General features: G+C 63.7%; 17 protein-coding genes. 9 read left to right on the top strand and 8 right to left on the bottom strand.

Going from position 1 to position 20,393, the window contains the following annotated elements; translation table 11 throughout:
* Positions 1–140: 140 nt before the first annotated feature.
* Positions 141–1,220, top strand: coding sequence for a patatin-like phospholipase family protein (locus ACT6QG_RS09110; protein WP_444977255.1), 1,080 nt, complete (start codon positions 141–143; stop codon positions 1,218–1,220).
* A gap of 58 nt (positions 1,221–1,278) precedes the next feature.
* Here the strand turns inward: ACT6QG_RS09110 and ACT6QG_RS09105 are convergent, their stop codons facing one another.
* The 4 genes from ACT6QG_RS09105 to cysS form a co-directional block, all read right to left on the bottom strand.
* On the bottom strand, positions 1,279–1,860 hold the full coding sequence (locus ACT6QG_RS09105) for a hypothetical protein (RefSeq protein WP_444977254.1): 582 nt from the start codon (positions 1,858–1,860) through the stop codon (positions 1,279–1,281).
* Positions 1,861–2,068: 208 nt separating this feature from the next.
* Positions 2,069–3,667: a citramalate synthase gene (gene cimA, locus ACT6QG_RS09100; protein WP_444977253.1), complete on the bottom strand. Its 1,599-nt coding sequence runs from the start codon at positions 3,665–3,667 to the stop codon at positions 2,069–2,071.
* Between the two features lie 104 nt (positions 3,668–3,771).
* The gene (locus ACT6QG_RS09095; RefSeq protein WP_444977437.1) at positions 3,772–4,275 is read right to left on the bottom strand and encodes a GNAT family N-acetyltransferase; all 504 of its coding nucleotides are present in this window, start codon (positions 4,273–4,275) and stop codon (positions 3,772–3,774) included.
* 2 nt (positions 4,276–4,277) lie between these two features.
* Positions 4,278–5,666, bottom strand: coding sequence for a cysteine--tRNA ligase (gene cysS, locus ACT6QG_RS09090; RefSeq protein ID WP_444977252.1), 1,389 nt, complete (start codon positions 5,664–5,666; stop codon positions 4,278–4,280).
* 502 nt (positions 5,667–6,168) lie between these two features.
* Here cysS and ACT6QG_RS09085 point away from each other — a divergent pair.
* A complete protein-coding gene (locus tag ACT6QG_RS09085) occupies positions 6,169–6,525 on the top strand; it encodes a hypothetical protein (RefSeq protein WP_444977251.1) in 357 nt (118 codons plus the stop codon).
* Positions 6,526–6,543: 18 nt separating this feature from the next.
* Here ACT6QG_RS09085 and ACT6QG_RS09080 read toward each other — a convergent pair whose 3' ends face one another.
* Positions 6,544–7,077, bottom strand: coding sequence for a CreA family protein (locus tag ACT6QG_RS09080; RefSeq protein ID WP_444977250.1), 534 nt, complete (start codon positions 7,075–7,077; stop codon positions 6,544–6,546).
* Between the two features lie 168 nt (positions 7,078–7,245).
* Here ACT6QG_RS09080 and ACT6QG_RS09075 point away from each other — a divergent pair, with 168 nt between their 5' ends.
* The 4 genes from ACT6QG_RS09075 to ACT6QG_RS09060 all read left to right on the top strand — a co-directional run bounded on the left by ACT6QG_RS09075 (position 7,246) and on the right by ACT6QG_RS09060 (position 11,013).
* The gene (locus ACT6QG_RS09075) at positions 7,246–8,358 is read left to right on the top strand and encodes a TRAP transporter substrate-binding protein (protein ID WP_444977249.1); all 1,113 of its coding nucleotides are present in this window, start codon (positions 7,246–7,248) and stop codon (positions 8,356–8,358) included.
* Positions 8,359–8,486: 128 nt separating this feature from the next.
* Positions 8,487–9,689 (top strand): DUF2865 domain-containing protein, encoded by a 1,203-nt coding sequence (locus tag ACT6QG_RS09070; RefSeq protein WP_444977248.1) that lies wholly within the window; start codon positions 8,487–8,489, stop codon positions 9,687–9,689.
* 252 nt (positions 9,690–9,941) lie between these two features.
* A complete protein-coding gene (locus tag ACT6QG_RS09065; RefSeq protein ID WP_444977247.1) occupies positions 9,942–10,286 on the top strand; it encodes a hypothetical protein in 345 nt (114 codons plus the stop codon).
* A gap of 73 nt (positions 10,287–10,359) precedes the next feature.
* Positions 10,360–11,013: a L,D-transpeptidase gene (locus ACT6QG_RS09060; protein WP_444977246.1), complete on the top strand. Its 654-nt coding sequence runs from the start codon at positions 10,360–10,362 to the stop codon at positions 11,011–11,013.
* Positions 11,014–11,061: 48 nt separating this feature from the next.
* Here the strand turns inward: ACT6QG_RS09060 and ACT6QG_RS09055 are convergent, their stop codons facing one another.
* The 3 genes from ACT6QG_RS09055 to ACT6QG_RS09045 form a co-directional block, all read right to left on the bottom strand.
* Complete coding sequence (locus tag ACT6QG_RS09055; RefSeq protein WP_444977245.1) at positions 11,062–12,423, bottom strand: glutamate--tRNA ligase; 1,362 nt, start codon at positions 12,421–12,423, stop codon at positions 11,062–11,064.
* Positions 12,424–12,577: 154 nt separating this feature from the next.
* Positions 12,578–13,501: an SH3 domain-containing protein gene (locus tag ACT6QG_RS09050; protein WP_444977244.1), complete on the bottom strand. Its 924-nt coding sequence runs from the start codon at positions 13,499–13,501 to the stop codon at positions 12,578–12,580.
* A gap of 125 nt (positions 13,502–13,626) precedes the next feature.
* The gene (locus tag ACT6QG_RS09045) at positions 13,627–15,051 is read right to left on the bottom strand and encodes a short-chain fatty acyl-CoA regulator family protein (RefSeq protein ID WP_444977243.1); all 1,425 of its coding nucleotides are present in this window, start codon (positions 15,049–15,051) and stop codon (positions 13,627–13,629) included.
* Between the two features lie 237 nt (positions 15,052–15,288).
* On the opposite strand from ACT6QG_RS09045, the gene ACT6QG_RS09040 reads away from it, so the two are divergent.
* The 3 genes from ACT6QG_RS09040 (at position 15,289) to ACT6QG_RS09030 (ending at position 20,384) form a co-directional block, all read left to right on the top strand.
* Positions 15,289–16,821 (top strand): acyl-CoA carboxylase subunit beta, encoded by a 1,533-nt coding sequence (locus ACT6QG_RS09040; protein ID WP_444977242.1) that lies wholly within the window; start codon positions 15,289–15,291, stop codon positions 16,819–16,821.
* A gap of 110 nt (positions 16,822–16,931) precedes the next feature.
* The gene (locus ACT6QG_RS09035; RefSeq protein ID WP_444977241.1) at positions 16,932–18,959 is read left to right on the top strand and encodes an acetyl-CoA carboxylase biotin carboxylase subunit; all 2,028 of its coding nucleotides are present in this window, start codon (positions 16,932–16,934) and stop codon (positions 18,957–18,959) included.
* A 192-nt stretch (positions 18,960–19,151) separates the two neighbouring features.
* Positions 19,152–20,384 (top strand): class I SAM-dependent methyltransferase, encoded by a 1,233-nt coding sequence (locus ACT6QG_RS09030; RefSeq protein ID WP_444977240.1) that lies wholly within the window; start codon positions 19,152–19,154, stop codon positions 20,382–20,384.
* Positions 20,385–20,393: the final 9 nt, after the last annotated feature.

The raw sequence follows: 20,393 nt of genomic DNA, 5'->3' as shown, positions 1-20,393 counted from the left end.
TGCGCCTGCCCCTCTATTCATCCCCCATATGCTTTGACGCTTGAATAGAGAGTGCCTGCATATGGGTTGATGTTGCAGTGAATATTGTATTCCTGCGGAACACCACATAGCCTCCTCCCATCATGTCCGGAGGACAGCTCATGCTGGGAAGACGCACGTTTCTCACCGCGTTCGGTGCAACGGTCATACTGGCCAGTGCACCGGCATCCGCCCGGCAGTCCGCCAGCGCCGCCGGGCAAGGCGCGCAAACACCCCCCGCCCCTGCTGAAACCGGCTGGAATGATGGCCTCGCCCACCCCATTCCCTATGCGCCACATCTGGGCGCGGGCAAGGCGCGCGGGCTGGTTCTGGGTGGCGGCGGCATTTATCTGGCCTCCTGGATGGCGGGTTATTTCCGGACATTGAAAGCCAATGGCATCGATATCGCCAATACAGATATTGCGGTCGGCACCTCGGCCGGCTCGCTTGTGGGCGCCGTGCTTCTGGGCGGGCGGCTGGAAGCTTTTGCCACCGAGCTGGAAACCCTCGGCAAATCTCCCGAGCTGTTTGCCAGACTCATTCCCGCCCTTCCCCCCAATCCCAGCCAGTTGCGCGCCCGCGCGGCGGCAGATAATGCCACACAGGCCACGTCGGAGGTGATCCAGAGCATCGGCCGCGCCGCCATGGCCGCGCGCAATCCCGCTGGCCCGGCCAATTATTTCGCCCATGTTCAGGAATTGCTGGGTGAAACAGGCTGGCCCTCCCCCAGGCTGCACACCACCGCGAATGATTGTTATAGCGGCCAGCGCCTTGTGGTGTCAGAAGCCTCGGGCATTCCCATCAGCCATGCCTGCGCCGCAAGCTCCTCCCTGCCCGGCTCCATGGGGCCCACCTGGCTCGATAACCGCCTGTGCATGGATGGCGGCATCTGCCAGACCAGCACCCATTGCGATGTGGTGGCGGGGGTGAAGAAAGCCCTCGTCGTCTCCCTGTCGGACGGCGGGGCGGAGGCGGTGAAAGTGGGCCTGCGCACATCCGGCCTGCCCAATACGCTCCAGCAGGAAATCAAGACCCTGGAGCAGCAGGGCACGCAGGTGATCCTCAAGGTGGTGGGCCTCATCCCCGGCGCAACCCATGTCGACAGCATCATGGACCCGAAATGGATCACCCCCTGCCTGGCCAATGGCCATGAACGCGCCCTGGCAGATGTGGCCGACATGCGCGCATTCTGGAATGGCTGAGCAGGCTGCAAGGGCTCCGAACAGAAAAGGCCGGGATGTTTCCCGGCCTTTATTCATTTCAGATCAGGTCACTATATTTGCGCAAGGCCCACAAAAACTCATAAACAATCGCCAATGCGGCAAAAGTAATGTGGAACTTCCGGCTCTGCACGAACATGGCGACAAGGCTCAGCAAGATGAACATGACCGCACGGGCGTGATACTCAACCCCCAGAGCCGACAGATGCTGCGCACCCTTCAGGAAGGAATCGAAATAATCCAAAATCATGAATGAGATGAATATGGAGAAGAACCATATTCTGCGAGACATGAAATAGTCTCCATACCCATCATACTCGTGCAATGAGTCCGGAAACAGAAGGGTGCAGAGAAAGTAAAGCGTACTGGCATACAGGATGATGAAGCAGAACTTCACATAATCCCATTTTACGGTGGAAAGATTGAACTCCCACCACCAGAACTGAACGATGAACAGAAACGTAAAGGCAACCCAGAGAATATGAACCGCACTCACCCGCTTGCGGCTGGGATGCTGCACGAATGCGGCGAGCCCGCTCAACAGGCGCCCAAGGCTCAAGGCCACAATAATGCCGATGAGCATGCGCACATGAACAAAAAGATTGGGATCAACCACGGCCATCTGCTGCATCATGCGCCTTTATTGACAGATCCATCCCGAAGCACGCTTCAATGAAGCATTAGCATGGATCTGCCACAAAACCGCCATGGCTTTTTCTGTCTTCACGCCCTTTTTCAAAAGCAGGGCGGAAGTGTTCAGCCATGAGGGAAAGTCCTCAGCCTGAACACCCTCTACATATCCGGGCAGGCCGGAAGAGCCCGGCCCGCACTCAGGCCGCAGCGCCAGCCTGAAGCAGTTTCCATGTGATGGCGTCGATCAGGGCCTCAAACGAGGCGTCGATCACATTGGTGGAAACCCCCACCGTGCCCCAGCGTTCGCCATTCTCATCCGTGCTTTCAATCAGCACCCGGGTCACCGCCTCGGTGCCGCCATTCAGCACGCGCACGCGGTAATCCGTCAGGCGCATGCCGACGATGAGCGGCTGATATTTTCCCAGATCCTTGCGCAGGGCCACATCCAGCGCATTCACCGGGCCATTGCCCTCGGCGGCGGAGATGAACACATCGCCATCCACCTCCACCTTCACCACCGCCTCGGCCACGGAAACCTGCTCGCCCCGGGCATTGTAGCGGCGCTCCACATTCACGCTGAAGCGCTCCACATGGAAGAAATCCGGCACGGAACCCAGAGCCCGGCGCGCCAGCAGCGCGAAGGAGGCATCGGCCGCCTCATAGCTGTAGCCCTGCGCCTCGCGCTGCTTCACCTCCTCCAGCAGGCGGGCGAGGCGCGGGTCATCCTTCTCCACCGCAATGCCAAAGCGCTCCAGCTCCGCCAGCACATTGGATTTTCCGGCCTGATCCGACACCAGCAGCTTGCGGGCATTGCCCACCGCTTCCGGCGGCACATGCTCATAGGTGGAGGGATCCTTCAGAATGGCCGAGGCATGGATGCCCGCCTTGGTGGCAAACGCGCTTTCGCCCACATAGGGCGCATGGCGGTTGGGCGCGCGGTTCAGCATCTCGTCCAGCGTGCGCGAGAGGGTGGACAGCTCCGTCAGCGCGCTCTTTGAAACGCCAATGTCAAAACGCGCCGCATAATCCTGCTTCAGCAACAGCGTGGGGATGATGGAACACAGATTGGCATTGCCGCAGCGCTCGCCCAGCCCGTTCAGCGTGCCCTGAATCTGCCGCGCACCGGCCCGCACCGCCGCCAGCGAATTGGCCACCGCCTGTTCGGTATCATTATGGGCATGGATGCCCAGATGATCCCCCGGCACCACCCGCGCCACATCGGCCACAATCTCTTCCACCTCATGGGGCAGCGTGCCGCCATTGGTGTCGCACAGCACCACCCAGCGCGCGCCGGCATCATAGGCGGCCTTCACACAGGAGAGGGCGTAATCGCGGTCTTCCTTGTAACCGTCGAAAAAGTGTTCGCAATCCACCATCGCCTCGCGTCCGGCGGCAATGGCTGCCTTCACGCTGTCGCGGATGCCCTCCAGATTGTCCTCCGGTTCCGCGCCCAGCGCCACCTTCACCTGCCAGGCGGAGGATTTGGCCACGAAACAGACGGTATCCGCCTGCGCCTCCAGCAAGGCCGCGACGCCGGGATCATTGGAGGCGGAGCGGCCGGGCCGCTTGGTCATGCCAAAGGCGGAAAGGCGCGCGCGCAGGTCATGCCGCTGTGAGAACAGCTCGGTATCGGAAGGGTTCGCGCCGGGATAGCCCCCTTCCACATAATCCACGCCCAGCTTGTCCAGCATGGACATGACCTTGACCTTGTCGGCCTGGGTGAAATCGACCCCATTGGTCTGCGCACCGTCACGCAGCGTGGTGTCATACAGAAAAAGGCGCTCTTTCAGGGCCATGGTTCATACCTCCCCGCCTGGCATACAGCTACCGCGATGCAGGTCTTGACTGTTCCGCACTTTGCCCCCGCCTCGTGCTGTGCGGGGCCGGCTTTCCCGGCGGCCTATTGCATCCGCGCCTCTGCGCCCAGCGGCTTCTTCATGCTGGTATTGGCCAGCCACACATCCCCGAGGGAAACGGAATTGCGCTGCTGGGGCGCATAGCCACGCTGCTGGAAGAAGCCGAGGGCGCTGTCGCTGGCATCCACGCTCATGGCCTTGGCCCCGCGCGCGCGCGCCAGTGTCTCCGCCGCCTCGCACAGCGCGGCGCCAACCCCCATGCCGGCAGCCTGGGGATGCACATAGAGCATCTCGATATGCTCATTGTCCTTCAGCGAGACGAAGCCGGCCACCTGCCCCTCATGGGTGGCAATGAGAGTGAGAAGGCCGGCGAGCCTTTCGCCAAAGGCCGCCTCGTCATCTGCCGCCGCGGCCCATGCCTCCTGCTGGTCCACATCATAGTCGTCGCCCGTCAGCTCCTCGATGGAGGTGCGGAACAGGGCGGCCAGAACCGCTGTATCGGCGGGCAGGAACGGGCGCAGGGCGATGCGCCGCGCCTTCACACCCATGCTCATCGCGCCACCTCCCAGCTTGTCGTTCCGTCCTTGTTGTCCATGAGCACGATCCCCTGCGCGGCCAGCTCCTCGCGGATCTGGTCGGCGCGCCTGAAATCGCGGGCCTTGCGGGCAGAAAGGCGCTGCTCCACCAGATCGGCGATCACCTTCTCATCCAGCGCCACGGCCTGCCGCGCCCGTGCCCGCCATGCACTGTCGCTCTCGCCCAGAAGGCCCAGCAGATTGGCGGCCCCCTTCAGGCGACGGCGCAGGGCGGTGGAGCTTTCCTCATGCTCGGCCACATCGGCCAGATGATGGAGATGGGCGATGGCGGAGGGGCTGTTGAGATCATCGCTCAGCCGTTCGGCAATCTCGTGCTCGAAGGGATTGTCCAGCCCGGTTTCGGCCTCCACATCACCGATCACCCGATACCATTTGTCGAGCGTGCGTGCGGCAGCGCCCAGCCCCTGGCGGGTCCAGTTGATCGGCTGGCGATAGTGGGTGGAGAGCATGGCAAGGCGCAGCACCTCGCCCGGCCACTCCTCCAGCAGCTCGCGGATGGTGACGAAGTTGCCGAGCGATTTCGACATCTTCTCGCCTTCCAGCATCAGGAAGCCGTTATGCACCCATGTCTGCGCCATCACGCCCGAATGGAAGGCGCAGCGCGACTGGGCAATCTCGTTCTCATGGTGTGGAAACACCAGATCGATGCCGCCGCCATGGATGTCGAAGGTCTCGCCCAGATGCTTCCAGCTCATGGCCGAGCATTCGATATGCCAGCCCGGACGCCCCGGCGTGGCGATGCCGCAGGGTGAAGGCCAGCCGGGCTGCCCTTCTGTCGAGGGCTTCCACAGCACGAAGTCCATGGCATCGCGCTTGTAGGGGGCCACATCCACGCGCGCACCGGCCACCATCTCATCCAGCGGGCGACGCGAGAGGGCGCCATAATCCGGCATGGAGGGCACATGGAAGAGCACATGCTCCTGCGCCACATAGGCATGGCCGGATGCCACCAGACGCTCGATCAGCTCATGCATCTCGGCGATATGCTCGGTGGCGCGCGGCTCCACGGTGGGGGGCAGGCAGTTGAGCGCGGCCGTATCCTCGCGGAACCAGCGATAGGTCTCTTCCGTCAGGTCGCGGATCGCGATGCCGCGCTCCGCCGCACGGGCATTGATCTTGTCATCCACATCCGTGATGTTGCGGACATAGCGGACATGGCTCTCGCCATACAGGCGGCGCAGCAGGCGGAAGAGCACATCGAACACGATGACCGGCCGGGCATTGCCGATATGGGCATGGTCATAAACCGTGGGGCCGCACACATACATGCGCACATTGGTGGGATCGAGCGGACGCAGAACGTCCTTCGATCGCGTCAGCGTATTGTGAAGCCGCAGCTCCATGGATCGCTCCAATTCCCTGTCGGGCGCAACGCGCCCTGTTGCCTGCCCCGCCCCGAGGGGCCGGATCTGGATCTGCAAGGACATGCCCGTTCAGGACATGTCCGGCCTGTGCCCCGCAAACGCACCCATGCGCTCGCGCCGGTCCACCGGCCGGGGGTCCATATCCTTCAATGTCAGGGGCAGCAAAGGACGGCCACGGCCAGCGTTGGGGCTAACCGCAAATAATCGGCGCAAGAATGCCGAAAATGGAGACATGACCGTTCATGGGCGGGACAATGGTGCGACGCCGTCGCTGCGTCAAGGCTTTTTGGCACGGTTCCAGCACGCTTTGGCCGGCCACGGGGGGCACAAAGCATGGCTTGACCGGCATGGCATGCAGGATTATCCCGGAAATGGGGGATATATCAGTCATCGCTCACATGGTGCGGCCATCCGGTTGGCCCTGCCGTGGCGTGCCGGCACCGGCATGCAAGCGGAAGCACAAAGGCGTTCTACCCTGTCCATGCCCAGATTTCGTCTGTCGCGCGTTCTTTTCCCGCGTTCCTGCCATCTGATTCCCGTGCTGGCTTTGGGCACGGCTCTCGGCCTTGGCCAGATGGGGGATGCTGTTGCGGAATCCCGCATTTTCCTGATTGAATCCTCGGGCAGCTATGGCGTCGACACGTGCCTTTCCACTGGCGCGAGCTGCGGCGCGCAGGTTGCGGCCGCATGGTGCCGCTCCCATGATTATGCCAGCGCGCTGGATTTCGGCCCGGTGGATCGCAATGGTCCCGCCATCCAGCTTTCCGGCACAACCCCGCCCGCCTGCCGGGAAGATGAGGAATGCCCGGCTGTCGTGGCCATCACCTGCTCGCGCTGAAGCCGGCGGATCACGGCCTCATTTCAGATAGTCCGCACATTTCGGCACCTCGCCATTCGGCCCCCAGGGCATGATGGGCACGGTGGAGGTGGAATTCTGCGGGCTGCCCTCGATCAGCTTGTCCGTATAGACGAGATAGACCAGCACATTGCGCTTCGTGTCACAGCCCCGCACGATCTGCATCTTCTTGAACATCACCGAGCGGCTCTGGCGAAACACCACATCGCCCTGCGAGAACTTTTCCCGGAAGGAAACGGGCCCCACCTGACGGCAGGCCAGGGAGACATCGGACACCTCCTCCGCCACGCCGAACATGCCTGAAACGCCCCCCTTCTCCGGCAGGGTGAAGTGGCAGGCCACCCCATCCACCAGCGGATCGTCGATCCCCGAGACCACGAGCTTGTCATCCGGGGTCATGAACTTCCACACCGTGGACTTCTTGAAGATCACATCCGGCTCGGCGGCCAGTGCGCCAGTAGAGGCGGCCACGGGGGCCGCAAGGCAGGCCGAACCCAGCACAATGGCCCGCAGCATCTGGGTCACGCTTTGCATCAACTGTTTTTCCTTGTGCTGTCCATGCCCACTATATGGCCCCGCCCCGCAGGCTGGAAAAGGGTGCGCTGTCACGAAACAGTTGACGTGTACCATGCCGACATGACACCCCTGCCCGCGAACACGCACGCCATGCGTGAAACATGCTGATGAAGCAGGGAGCCTGGCATGGATATCGCCCGCCGCAAATTCCTTGGCGCAACGACAGCAGCCCTTGCCGGCGGCGCCATCGGGGCCTCCCCCGCCCTTGCGGCCCCGGCCATTGTCGAGAGCCAGCCGGAACTGCGCTGGCGCATGACCTCCTCCTTCCCGCGCTCGCTGGACTCCATCTTCGGCGCCGCCCAGATGCTCTCGCGCTATGTGAGCGAGGCGACCGATGGCCGGTTCCAGATCCAGACCTTCCCGGCCGGCGAGCTGGTGCCCGGCATGCAGGCCATGGATGCCGTCTCCAACGGCTCGGTGGAATGCGCGCAGAGCGCCACCTATTTCTATGTGGGCAAGAACCCCGCGCTCGGCTTCGGCACCGGTGTGCCCTTCGGCTTCAACACGCGCCAGCAGCTCTCGTGGTGGTCTTTCGGCGGCGGCGAGCAGCTCATCAACGGCATTCTGGAAAAATACAAGGTCATCGCCATTCCGGCCGGAAACTCCGGGTGCCAGATGGGCGGGTTCTTCCGCAAGCCCCTGGAAACGCTGGATGACCTGAAGGGCCTGAAGTTCCGTATCGCGGGTCTTGGCGGGCAGGTTCTGGCCCGTCTGGGTGTCATTCCCCAGCAGATCCCGCCCACCGATGTGTATGCCGCCCTCGAACGGGGCACCATCGATGCGGCCGAATTTGTCGGCCCTTATGATGACGAGAAGTTCGGCCTCGTTCAGGTGGCCAAATATTATTACTATCCCGGCTGGTGGGAAGGCGGCGCGCTGCTGCATCTCATGGTCAATACGGACCACTGGGCCAGCCTGCCCAAATCCTACCAGACCATCCTGCGGCTGGCCTCGGATGCCGCCAACAACTGGATGCTTTCAAAATATGATTCGGTGAACCCGCCCGCATTGCGCCGCCTGGTGCAGCAGGGGGCGGAACTTCGCCCCTTCCCGGCCCCCATCATGGATGCGGCCTACAAGGCCGCGCAATCCCTCTATGAGGAGCTGGCGGCCGCCAACAGCGACTTCAAGGCCTGTCTCGATTCCATGAATGCCATTCGCAATGAACAGCTTGTGTGGCTCCAGATCGGTGAATACGCCTTCGACAGCTTCAATATCCGGACCCGCACCCGGGGGTGACATCTCAGCCGGTGTGACCGAAAGAGCATAGACTTTCCTTAGTTTCGTCACCATTAACCATCTGAGAGCAGTTATAGAGATACCATTGAAGCCATGAGCCGCTGCAGATGGACCCAAGAAGGTTGAGGATGGGATTTACGCGACGCTTCGGCAGCCGCATCGCCGGTATTGTCAGTGAGCTTTCCAGCGGGATTGCGCAACACCTCGCCACTGTCCGCATGCCGGTGCGCGGCATCTCATCGGCCATCGGCCTGCCGGCGGCTGTTGTCATCGGCCTGTCCTCGCTCAGCGCCCCGGCGCTGGCGCAGGGTTCCAGCTGCGCCCAGCTCGAAGCCTCCCTGGCCTCGCTGGATCGTGGTCCGAACAGCTGGGCCGCGCGCCAGTCGCAGGCTGCCCGGCAGCGGACGGAATTGCAGAATCTCACCTCCCGCGCCAAGTCCATGGGGTGTGACGCGCCCCGTGGCTTCTTCATTTTCCAGGGTCCGCAAAGGCCGCCCCAGTGCGACCAGATCGACGACCAGATCTCGCGCCTGCGCTCCTCCATCGCCGGGCTTGAGCAGGGTGGACAGCAGGAGGCCGGCCAGCGCCGCGCGCTCATTCTGGCTCTGGCGCAGAACAATTGCGGCCAGCAATATACCAATGCCGTGCAGCAGGGCGGCCAGCGCCAGCAGCAGCGCCCGCGCAACTTTCTGGAAGCCATTTTCGGCGCTCCCGTCGAGAGCGGGGCCGAGGATACGATCCCGGACGTGGACATCTCTGCTGTCGAGCCGGCGCGTACCAGCTATTCGCGCACCGTGTGCGTGCGCACCTGTGACGGTTATTTCTTCCCGCTTTCCCGCGGCTCCAATCCCAGCCGCTTCGAAGGAGAGGACCAGCTCTGCAAGCGCCTGTGCCCGGCGGCGGATACCCAGCTCTTCTCCTATTCCGGCGATGACATTCGCTCCGCTGTCAGCATGAGCGGCGAGAACTACATGTCGCTGCCCAATGCGCTGCGCTACCGCAAGGAGCTGGTTCAGGACTGTTCCTGCCGCGCTCCCGGCCAGTCCTGGGCGCAGGCGCTGGATGGCATCGAGAATGAGAGCACCCTGCGCAAGGGCGACATTCTGGTGACGGAGCAGCAGGCGAAGGAAATGTCCAAGCCGAAATTTGCTTCCAAGCCCGGCACGCCCCGCAAGGACCCGGCCCAGACGGGTTCCGCACCGGTCACCGCCACCTCGGAGGCCCCTCTTGCCCCGGCGGCGGAACAGCCCGGCCAGCGCCCCGTGCGCATCATTCCCCTGCCCCGTTCCCGCAACCTGCCGCAGGAGCCGGCGCTCGGCGGGGATGACTGAGAGCATCCGCGCCATCGCCCCGCCTTCACGGCAGCAGGCGTGACGAACAAGGCACACCCCATATGAAAAAGCCGGGCTTGCAGGCCCGGCTTTTTCATATGGGGCAAGTGATCATAATTTGAAAAGGATGATGCTGTAGTTCCAAGGGGAATCACGGAATTCCAGCCTTGGAACCAAGGCTGCGTATTGCCCGGAAGGACCGCCTTGACTGCTGCATGGAACCATAACGCACCGGCAAGAAAACCGGCTTCCATGCGCTGGCTGCATCGCGCCGCACTGCTGCTGCTTGTTGTCGGCTGTCTGGCCAAGGGGGTCGTCATCGCCAAGGCCGCCCAGCTTTATGGCACGACACCCCAGCTGCCCATTCTCTCGCTGACCCTTCAGGAACTGGACAAGACAGCGGACACGCGCGATGAAGGTGGCACCATCTCTGCTGGCACCTGTGTCAGCGCCACCCATATCGGGCCGCTGTCCCATTCCGCCGGCATCAATGTTCCCCTGCGCCAGGCTGTCCGTGTTCCCCTTCATCCGCCCTATCCGGCGCCGCACGGCCTGAAAGCGCAGCCTCCCATACGTCCACCACGCCTGCCTGCATGAGCTGCCTCCCCCGACCATGCAGATCCAACCTTTCAGGCAAAGAATGACCCACCTGACTTCCCACGCAGCACCCATGCCTGCACTTTCGCGCCGCGCCTTCATCCTGCTGGGGGCTTTCAGCCTCGCCGGTTGCGTGACCTATCCGCGCGAGGACCAGATGAAGCCGGCCAGCATGGCCAACAATCCCGAGTATCAGGAGATGTATGGCGCGAAGCAGGATGGCAATGTGCTGATCCCTGCCGTCGATCTGTCAGAGATCGATCCGCGCTTCCTGCGCCAGAATGTGCCCTATGATGGCCCGCACCTGCCCGGCACCATCGTGGTGGACCCGCATGAGCGCTTTCTCTATCTGGTCCAGCCCGGTGGCCGCGCCATGCGCTATGGCATCGGCGTGGGCAAGGCGGGGCTCGAATTCCAGGGCACGGCCAATATCCAGCGGGCCGCGAAATGGCCGCGCTGGGCCCCCACCCAGGCGATGATCGCCCGCGAGCCCGAGCGCTACGGCCCCTATGCCGCCGGCCTGCCCGGCGGGCTCACCAACCCTCTCGGCGCCCGTGCGCTTTATCTCTATCGCAACGGGCAGGATACCCTCTACCGGCTGCACGGCACCAATGAGCCATGGACCATCGGCTCCGCCGTTTCCTCCGGCTGCATCCGCCTGTTCAATCAGGATATCATTGATCTCTACAACCGCACGGCCATTGGCAGCCGCGTCGTTGTGCTCTGATCCCATCGGCCTGCCGCTCATGCCGGGCGGCAGGCCGATGGGCTGAATTCAGCCCATCTCGCCCTTCAGGCGTGCAGCCACCCGCGCACGCCCCATCAGGGGCAGCAGACGGGCAAGTTCCGGCCCGTTCTCACGGCCTGTCAGCGCCAGACGCAGGGGATGGAACAGCCCCTTGCCCTTGCGCCCGGTACTGGCCTTCACGGCTGCGATCCAGAGACCATAAGTGTTGTCGTCCCACGGTTCCGCGGGCAGTTCCTCTGCGGCCCTGCTGCAGAAATCCGCATCCTCCGGCGCAATGATGCCCCGGGCGGGAGAATTGCACAGCGCCCACCATGAGCGCGCCTCATCAAGGCGGGTGAGATTGCCGCGCACCGCTTCCCAGAAGGCTGCACCGCCAGCACTGCCGGCGGCGGCGAGGCGATCGCAAACAGCCGTGTAAGGCAGGCCATGGAGCGTGCGCGCGGTGAGGGGGCCCACATCCTCCGGATCAAAGCGCGCAGGCGCGCGGGAAATCGCGGCAAGATCCACCAGCCCGGCCAGTTCATCCAGACTTTCCACCGGGCGCAGGGCCTGTGATGTGCCCACCAGAACCGCGGTGGCGGCCACAGCCAGAGCCTCCTGCCCCTCTTCGCGCAGGGCGCGCAGGGAGAGATGGCCAAGCCGCTTGGAAAGTCCCTCTCCGCTGGGCAGTGTCAGCAGATTGTGATGCGAGAAGCGCGGCGCCACACCGCCCAGCGCCTCGGCAATCTCGATCTGCACCGCCGTATTGGTCACATGGTCCTCGCCACGCACCACCTCGGTGATGCCCATGTCGAGATCATCCACCACCGATGGCAGGGTATAAAGGAAGGAGCCATCCTCCCGCACCAGAACGGGATCGGAGAGATTGGCCGTATCCACCTGTTGCGGGCCGCGCACGCCATCATCCCAGCTCACCAGCCGGTGGGCGAGGCGGAAACGCCAGTGCGGCTTGCGGCCCTCGGCCTCCAGCTTCTGCCGCTCATCATCGGCAAGCTTCAGGGCGGCGCGGTCATAGACCGGGGGCAGCCCACGGGCGCGTTGCAGGCGGCGCTTGCGCTCCAGTTCCTCCTCGGTCTCATAGGCCGGATAGAGAAGGCCCGCGGCCTTCAGCTTTTCCGCCGCCGCCTGATACAGCGCCAGCCGGGCAGACTGACGGAAGGTCTGGTCCGCCCTGAGGCCAAGCCATTCCAGATCCTCGACGATCGCCTGCTCATATTCCGGGCGGGAGCGGGCGGTGTCTGTATCGTCGAAACGCAGGATGAAGGTGCCACCATCGCGCTTCGCCAGAAGGGCGTTCAGCAGGGCCGTGCGGGCATTGCCCACATGGATGAGGCCGGTGGGGGATGGCGCGAAGCGCAGGACGGGACGGGAAGAGAGCTGCTCAGACATGCTACTGGCCATAGAGCATTTTGCCATGGCCTTGAAACCGGAAAATCAACCGGCTCGCCTCATCCCGCTCCAGAAGCATGCAGAATTCTGCATCCGCATGGGGCGCACAGCCCTTTCCGGTAAAAAGGCCGTGCGCGTCCTCATGACAGTTCCATCAGCGCGGATGTGGCCCGCCTTGACCCGGGCGCTGCTGGCCCGGCTGCCCACCGGGATGGGCCGGATTGGGCTTGCCCTGCTGCCCCGGCTTGCCCTGCCCGGGCCTGGCCTGATGGCCGCCCCCCGGCTTTGAAGGGCCGGGCTTGGTGTGCCCGGGTTTGACCTGTCCGGGTTTGACCTGTCCGGGCTTGGTTTGCCCCGGCTTGGATGGGCCAGGTTTTGCCGGGCCCGGTTGCGTGGGACGGAAAGGCCCCGGATGCTGGCCGGGCCGCTGGCCGCCGGGCTGCTGGGCCACAGGGCGGTTTGGCCCCGGCCCCGGCTGGCCGGGCCTGTATTGCGGCTGGCCGGGCCCACCGGGACGCCCCGGCTGCACCATCACCGGCCCACCCGGACGGCCGGGATTCCCGGCCATGGGCGGCCTCTGCCCCGGATGGCCGGACGGCCCGGCATAGCCCGGACGCCACCAGCCCACGGGGCGCGGACCCGCCGGGGGAGGCCCCCAGTTCGGGCGCGGGCGCGGCTGGTAATTGTACCAGCGATACCGATCCCGGTACCAGGGCTCCCGCACATAGTAACGGCCCCAGTAATCGGACGCCACGAAGGCGATGATCGGGATGCCAATGGCCGCCAGCCCCCAGTCGGGCACCAGCTCGCGCCGGCCCTGATAGGGTGCGGCCAGATAGGTGCTGTAGACCCAGCCGCGATTGCCGCGCCAGTTCACATCGCACCATGATTCATCATTCAGGCAGCCTTCGATATTCACCGAAGCGCCATCGGGGATCACCGTCACGACAGGGAAATTGGTATCAGGCCCCGCCCGCAGATTCACATTAGCAGTTGCATAGCCGGGCGCTGCCTGCGCCACCCCCATGCCTCCCAATGCCAGCCCGGCAACAAGGCCGGCCAGCCGCAGCATCTTCATGAGCACTCTCCAGGATGGTAACAGGCAGAACTTCGCGCGCTGCCGGGGACAGTTTAGACTGTCGGATATGGCGATTCATTTGCCAATACACGACTTTTACCCAGCATGAGTGCGGCGCGATTGCGTCAGGCCACAGTGAAGGGCACAATATCGCGCACATTCTCATCCACGCGGATATCACGATCCAGCGGCGGGAAGGCGCGCAGGTGGCAATCGCGCCGGGGGCAGATGCGGCAGGAAACGCCCAGCTTGGCCACCGGCGCCGCTTTCAGGTCCATCCCGTCGGCATAGACAATCTCGTGCGCGAAGGCGACCTCGCAGCCCAGCCCATAGGCATAGGCGCGCGTGGGCTGGCCATAGGCGGGTGGCGGAGCCGCCACGGCCCGCGCGAAGCTGATATAGCGCACCCCGTCCGGCATCTCGCCCAGCTGCACCAGCGTGCGGCCGGAAAGCTCGAAAGCCTCATGCACGTTCCATGCGGCGCAGGCCCCGCCATGGCGGGCGAACTGGAAGCGCGTGGCCGAGTGGCGCTTGATGATGTTCCCGGCCCGGTCGACCTTGGCGAAATAGAAGGGCACGCCCTTCGCCCCCGGCCGCTGGAGCGTGGAGAGGCGATGGCACACCTGCTCCAGGCTCGCTCCGGTTTCCATCGCCAGCCGGTCAAGGTCATGGCGCAGCCGGCGCGCCAGATCCAGAAACGGGCGATAGGGCAGCAGGGCCGCCCCGGCGAAATAATTATACAGGGCGATCTTGCAGATCTCGGTGGCGGTTTCACTGCGAAAGCCGGCGGCGGCCACCGTATCGGCCACCAGCGCCGCATGTTCGAGCTGGGCGATGGTGGCAGCCATGCGAAAGGCGCGCGTGGGCGCGGAGAGCACAGCCGAAAGCGCAAGACGGCGGGTGCGCGGATCGAAGCGTGACAGGGGCGTATCCGCCGCGCTGATCTCCACGCTCACCCCATGGCGGCGCGCCAGATGCGCGGAGAAGGCCGCCACCGGGTCCGTCCTGTCCAGAACCCCTAGTTCCAGTGCGCAGCTTTCGGCCGCGCGGTCCAGCGCATCCACATAATTGTCGATGTAATGGAAGAAATCGCGCACCTCTTCATAGGGAATGAGGCGGGCCTCATCCGCGCGCGGCTCCATGCCGGAAGAGAGCATGTCATCCAGCGAGGCGCGCCATTCCGTGGTGCGCCGCATGGCCACATGCATGCGCAGAAAGGCATGGGCGAAGGCGGGGGAGAGATTCGCCACCGCCTTCACATCCTGCAGGCCCAGTTCCAGATCCTGAAAGAAAGGGTCCGCCGCGGCCTCGCGCAGATCCGCCACCAGCCGGTCGAGATCCTCCGCGCCGAAGGAGGTGATATCGACCGCGAAAGTCCGTGATATGGCGATGAGAATGGCGGCCGTGAGCGGGCGCTGGTTGCTCTCGATCTGATTCACATAGGACGGCGAGATTCCGAGGCGCTGGGCAAGCTCTGTCTGCTTCAGACCAAGCTTCTCACGCAGGCGCCGGACCGCATGGCCAGCATAAACCTTTTGGCGCAGAGACATGCCGCCACCCCTACCATAACACCGATTTGAACCCTAAAAAGCTCCCCCTTGATATTGCAAATTTTTCACAAGTTACAAGGCAAAACTTTTACATATTCAAATCCGGTTCGCCTCCTGATAGCGAACTTTGTAAATGAACGAATAAGAGGAAACGAACAGGGAGGGCGCACGGGACAGTTGCGCCTTTCTGTTTTGTTCCTGCCGTTTGAACGTCACTGTGGAACAAAGGCGTGTGGCATGAAGACTATCCTCGAAGAGCTTGAGAGCCGGCGCGAGATTGCCCGCCTGGGTGGCGGCGAGAAGCGCATCGAAGCCCAGCACAAGCGTGGCAAGCTCACCGCCCGCGAGCGCATCGAACTGCTGCTCGACCGCGGCACGTTCGAGGAATATGACACCTTCGTCCAGCATCGCTGTGTCGATTTCGGCATGGAGAAGCAGAAGATCTCCGGCGATGGCGTCGTCACCGGCTGGGGCACGGTGAACGGGCGCAAGGTGTTCGTTTTCGCCAAGGACTTCACCGTGTTCGGCGGCTCGCTCTCCGAGGAGCATGCCCGCAAGATCACCAAGATCCAGGACATGGCGGTGAAGACCCGCGCGCCCATCATCGGCCTGTTCGATGCCGGCGGCGCGCGCATCCAGGAAGGCGTCGCGGCGCTGGGCGGCTATGGCGAGGTGTTCAAGCGCAACGTGCTGGCCTCCGGCGTCATCCCGCAGATCTCCCTCATCATGGGGCCGTGCGCGGGTGGTGACGTTTATTCCCCGGCCATGACCGACTTCATCTTCATGGTGCGCGACACGTCCTACATGTTCGTGACCGGCCCGGATGTTGTGAAGACCGTGACCAACGAGACCGTGACCGCCGAGGAACTGGGCGGCGCGAAGGTGCACACCTCCAAATCCTCGGTTGCCGACGGCGCGTTCGAGAACGATGTCGAGATGCTGCTGGAAACCCGCCGCCTGATCGACTTCCTGCCCTCCAACAATACCGAGGGCGTGCCCCACTGGCCCTCTTTCGATGAACCGGGCCGGCTGGATGAGAGCCTCGACACGCTCGTGCCCTCCAACCCCAACAAGCCCTATGACATCAAGGAACTCATCCTGAAGGTCGTGGACGAGGGGGACTTCTTCGAGATTCAGGCCGCCTACGCGAAGAATATCGTCACCGGCTTCGGCCGCATCGAGGGGCGCACGGTCGGCTTCGTGGCCAACCAGCCCATGGTGCTGGCCGGCGTGCTCGATAGTGACGCCTCCCGCAAGGCGGCCCGCTTCGTGCGCTTCTGCGATGCGTTCGAGATCCCGATCGTGACCTTTGTGGACGTGCCCGGCTTCCTGCCCGGCACCGCGCAGGAATATGGCGGCCTCATCAAGCATGGTGCCAAGCTGCTGTTCGCCTATTCGCAGGCCACCGTGCCGCTGGTCACCGTCATCACCCGCAAGGCCTTTGGCGGCGCTTATGACGTGATGGCCTCCAAGCATGTGGGCGCGGATGTGAACTATGCCTGGCCCAGCGCGCAGATCGCCGTGATGGGCGCGAAGGGGGCGGTGGAGATCATCTTCCGTCAGGACATGAACGATCCTGAAAAGATCGCCGCCCAGACCAAGAATTATGAAGACCGCTTCCTCTCGCCCTTCGTGGCGGCCGAGCGTGGCTTCATTGATGAGGTCATCACCCCCCGCTCCACCCGCCGGCGTCTGGCCCGCGCGCTCGCCATGCTGCGCACCAAGAAGCTGGAGCAGCCCCCGCGCAAGCACGACAACCTGCCGCTGTGATGCCCTGCCGCCGGGAGGCTCCTCCCGGCACGGCTTTGCGCCCCGAATGCGTGCGGCGGAAAGCCCGAGGTCACCGAGGAATTCAGCGCTGAGGCGCAGGAGACACTGATATGTTCTCAAAAATCCTGATTGCGAACCGGGGCGAGATCGCCTGCCGCGTCATCAAGACCGCGCGCAAGATGGGCATCAAGACCGTGGCCGTCTATTCCGAGGCGGACAAGGATGCCCTGCATGTGGAAATGGCCGATGAGGCCGTCTTCATCGGCCCCGCACCGGCGGCCCAGTCCTATCTCATCGCCGAGAAGATCATCGACGCCTGCAAGGCCACCGGGGCCGAGGCCGTGCATCCCGGCTATGGCTTCCTGTCCGAGCGCGCCTCCTTTGCGCAGGCGCTGGCAGAAGCCGGCATCGTCTTCATCGGCCCCAATCCCCACGCCATCGAGGCGATGGGTGACAAGATCGAATCCAAGAAGGCGGCCGCTGCCGCCAATGTCTCCACCGTGCCCGGCTATCTCGGCGAAATCGCCAATGGCGAGGAAGCCGCGAAGATCGCCGACGAGATCGGCTATCCGGTGATGATCAAGGCCTCCGCCGGTGGTGGCGGCAAGGGCATGCGCATCGCCTACAGCCGCGATGAGGTGCAGGATGGCTTCGACCGGTCCAAGTCGGAAGCCAAGTCCTCCTTCGGCGATGACCGCATGTTCGTGGAAAAGTTCATCGTCGATCCGCGCCATATCGAGATTCAGGTGCTGGGCGACAAGCACGGCAATGTCATCTATCTCGGCGAGCGTGAATGCTCCATCCAGCGCCGCAACCAGAAGGTTGTCGAGGAAGCCCCCTCCCCGCTGCTGGACGAGGAAACCCGCCGCAAGATGGGCGAGCAGGCCGTCGCCCTCGCCAAGGCGGTGGGCTATGACAGCGCCGGCACCGTGGAATTCGTCGCCGGACAGGACAAGAGCTTCTACTTCCTGGAGATGAACACCCGCCTTCAGGTGGAGCATCCCGTCACCGAGCTCATCACCGGCATTGACCTTGTGGAGCAGATGATCCGCGTTGCGGCGGGCGAGAAGCTCTCGCTCACGCAGGATGAGGTGAAGCTTTCCGGCTGGGCGGTGGAAAGCCGCATCTATGCGGAAGATCCCTACCGCAACTTCCTGCCCTCCACCGGCCGCCTCGTGCGCTATCGTCCGCCGGCCGAAGGCAAGACCGGCCCCATCACCGTGCGCAACGACACCGGGGTGTATGAAGGCGGGGAAATCTCGATCTTCTATGATCCGATGATCGCCAAGCTGGTGACGCACGCTCCCACCCGCGCGCAGGCCATCGAGGCGCAGGCGGATGCACTGGATGCCTTCGCCATTGACGGCATCGGCCACAACATCCCCTTCCTCTCCGCGCTGATGGCGCATCCGCGCTGGCAGTCGGGCAATCTCTCCACCGGCTTCATTGCCGAGGAATATCCCGACGGCTTCGTCCCCCGCCGCCCGGAAGGTGAGCTGGTGCACGATCTGGCCGCGGTGGCGGGCGTGATCGACCATATCCAGAACACCCGCAAGCGCCAGATTTCCGGCCAGACGTCCGGCGTGCCGGTGGCCTTCTCCAAGCGGCGTATCGTCAATCTTTCGGCGGGCGAGGATGTGATCTCCGTCGCCTGCGAGATCGAGCCTGTCGAGGGCGGCTACAAGGTGCAGATCTTCGGCGAGGACGGCACGCCCGGCCATGCCCATCTTCTGCGCTCGGACTGGAAGCCGGGCGATGCAGTGTGGACCGGCACCATCGATGCCGATCAGGTGGCCATGCAGGTGCGCCCCATCTCCAATGGCGTGGCGCTGGCCCATCGCGGCGTCGCCACCCATGCGAAGGTCTATACCGAGCTTTCCGCCCGCCTTCAGGCCCTCATGCCGAAGAAGGAGAATGCCGGCGGCGGCAAGGAACTGCTGTGCCCCATGCCGGGCCTTGTGGTCTCCATCGCCGTCACACCCGGGCAGGATGTGAAGAGCGGGGAGATTCTGGCCGTTGTCGAGGCCATGAAGATGGAAAACGTGCTGCGCGCAGAGCGCGACGGGGTTATCAAGGCAGTCCATGCCAAACCCGGCGACAGTCTCGCCGTGGATGCGGTGATTCTGGAATTCGCCTGACATGATGGCGAAGCACCGAAGGTTCATGCTTGTCAGGCTCCTGGCCCCGAACGGGTCAGGGGCAGACAGGGTGGTTTCATGCTACCCTGACATTCTGCAAGCGGCTTTTCCGGTCTTCGCCGCTTTCATGTCCCACCCCCTTCCCTCTCCCGCCCAGACCGGCCGGGGGAGGAGAACAGCCGGAGGCTGTTGATGCGCCTGCTCTCCACTCTGCTCGGACGTTTTGTCGAAAAGGGCCGCCTGACGGTCATCACCGCTGACAATGTCCGCCATGTCTTCGGTTCGGGTGTGGATGGTCCGTCCGTCACCGTGCGCCTGCATGACCGGAAGCTGGAGAAGGAGCTGTTCTTCAACCCCGAGCTGACCACCGCCGAAGCCTATATGGATGGCCGCCTCTCCTTTGAGGATGGCTCGGATGCATTCGCGCTGCTATCCCTGTTCTCGGTCAACCGCAAGGGTCTGGGCAGCCACCCCGTGCAGAAGGCCCTGCGCAAGGGCTGGCACGCTGTGCGCCGGTTCCAGCAGTCCAATCCGGTCAAGAAAGCGAAATCCAACGTCTCCAGCCATTATGACCATCCGGCGGAATTCTACCGCCTGTGGCTGGATGAGACGATGACCTATAGCTGCGCCTATTTTCGCAGCCCCGATGAGCCGCTGGCCGATGCCCAGCGCAACAAGTTCCGCCATATCGCCGCCAAGCTGAACATCACCCCCGGCATGCGGGTGGCCGAGATCGGCTCCGGCTGGGGGGCAATGGCCATCTATATGGCCAAGGAATGCGGGGCGAAGGTCACGGCCATCAATGTCTCGCCCGAACAGCTGGCCGAAAGCCGCCGTCTGGCCCAGTTGGCCGGCGTGGCGGACATGATCGATTTCCGCGAGGTGGATTACCGCCATCTTGAGGGCAAGTTCGACCGCGTCCTCTCCATCGGCATGATGGAGCATGTGGGCGTCGCCCATTTCGATGACTATTTCAGCACCATCCGCAACCTGCTGGATGAGGGCGGCTTTGCGCTGATCCACGCCATCGGCCGCATGTCCCCGCCCGGCACCACGGCGCCCTTCATCCGCAAATACATCTTCCCCGGCGGCTATGTGCCGGCCCTCTCGGAGGTGTTTGCCTCCACCGAGCGCTCCCATCTGTGGGTGGATGACTGCGAGGTGCTGCGCCTGCACTATTACTGGACCATCCGCGCCTGGCGCCAGAACTTCATGGCCAAACGCGCGGAAGCCGATGCCATGATGGGCGAGCGCTTCGGCCGCATGTGGGAATTCTATCTCGCCGCAGTGGAGCTGGGCTTCCTGCACGGTTCCAACATGGTGTTCCAGCTTCTCCTTTCCGAGAAGCGGGACGATGTGCCGGTGCTGCGCGACTACATGCTCGATGGCGAGCGCGCGCTGGCGGCACGCGAAGGGCGAAGATGACACGACCCG

The sequence above is a fragment of the Haloleucobacter ellipsoideus genome (genome assembly GCF_052491725.1).
The sequence above is the reverse complement of the archived record's forward strand: the minus strand, read 5'-3'. Positions and strand labels throughout refer to the sequence as shown.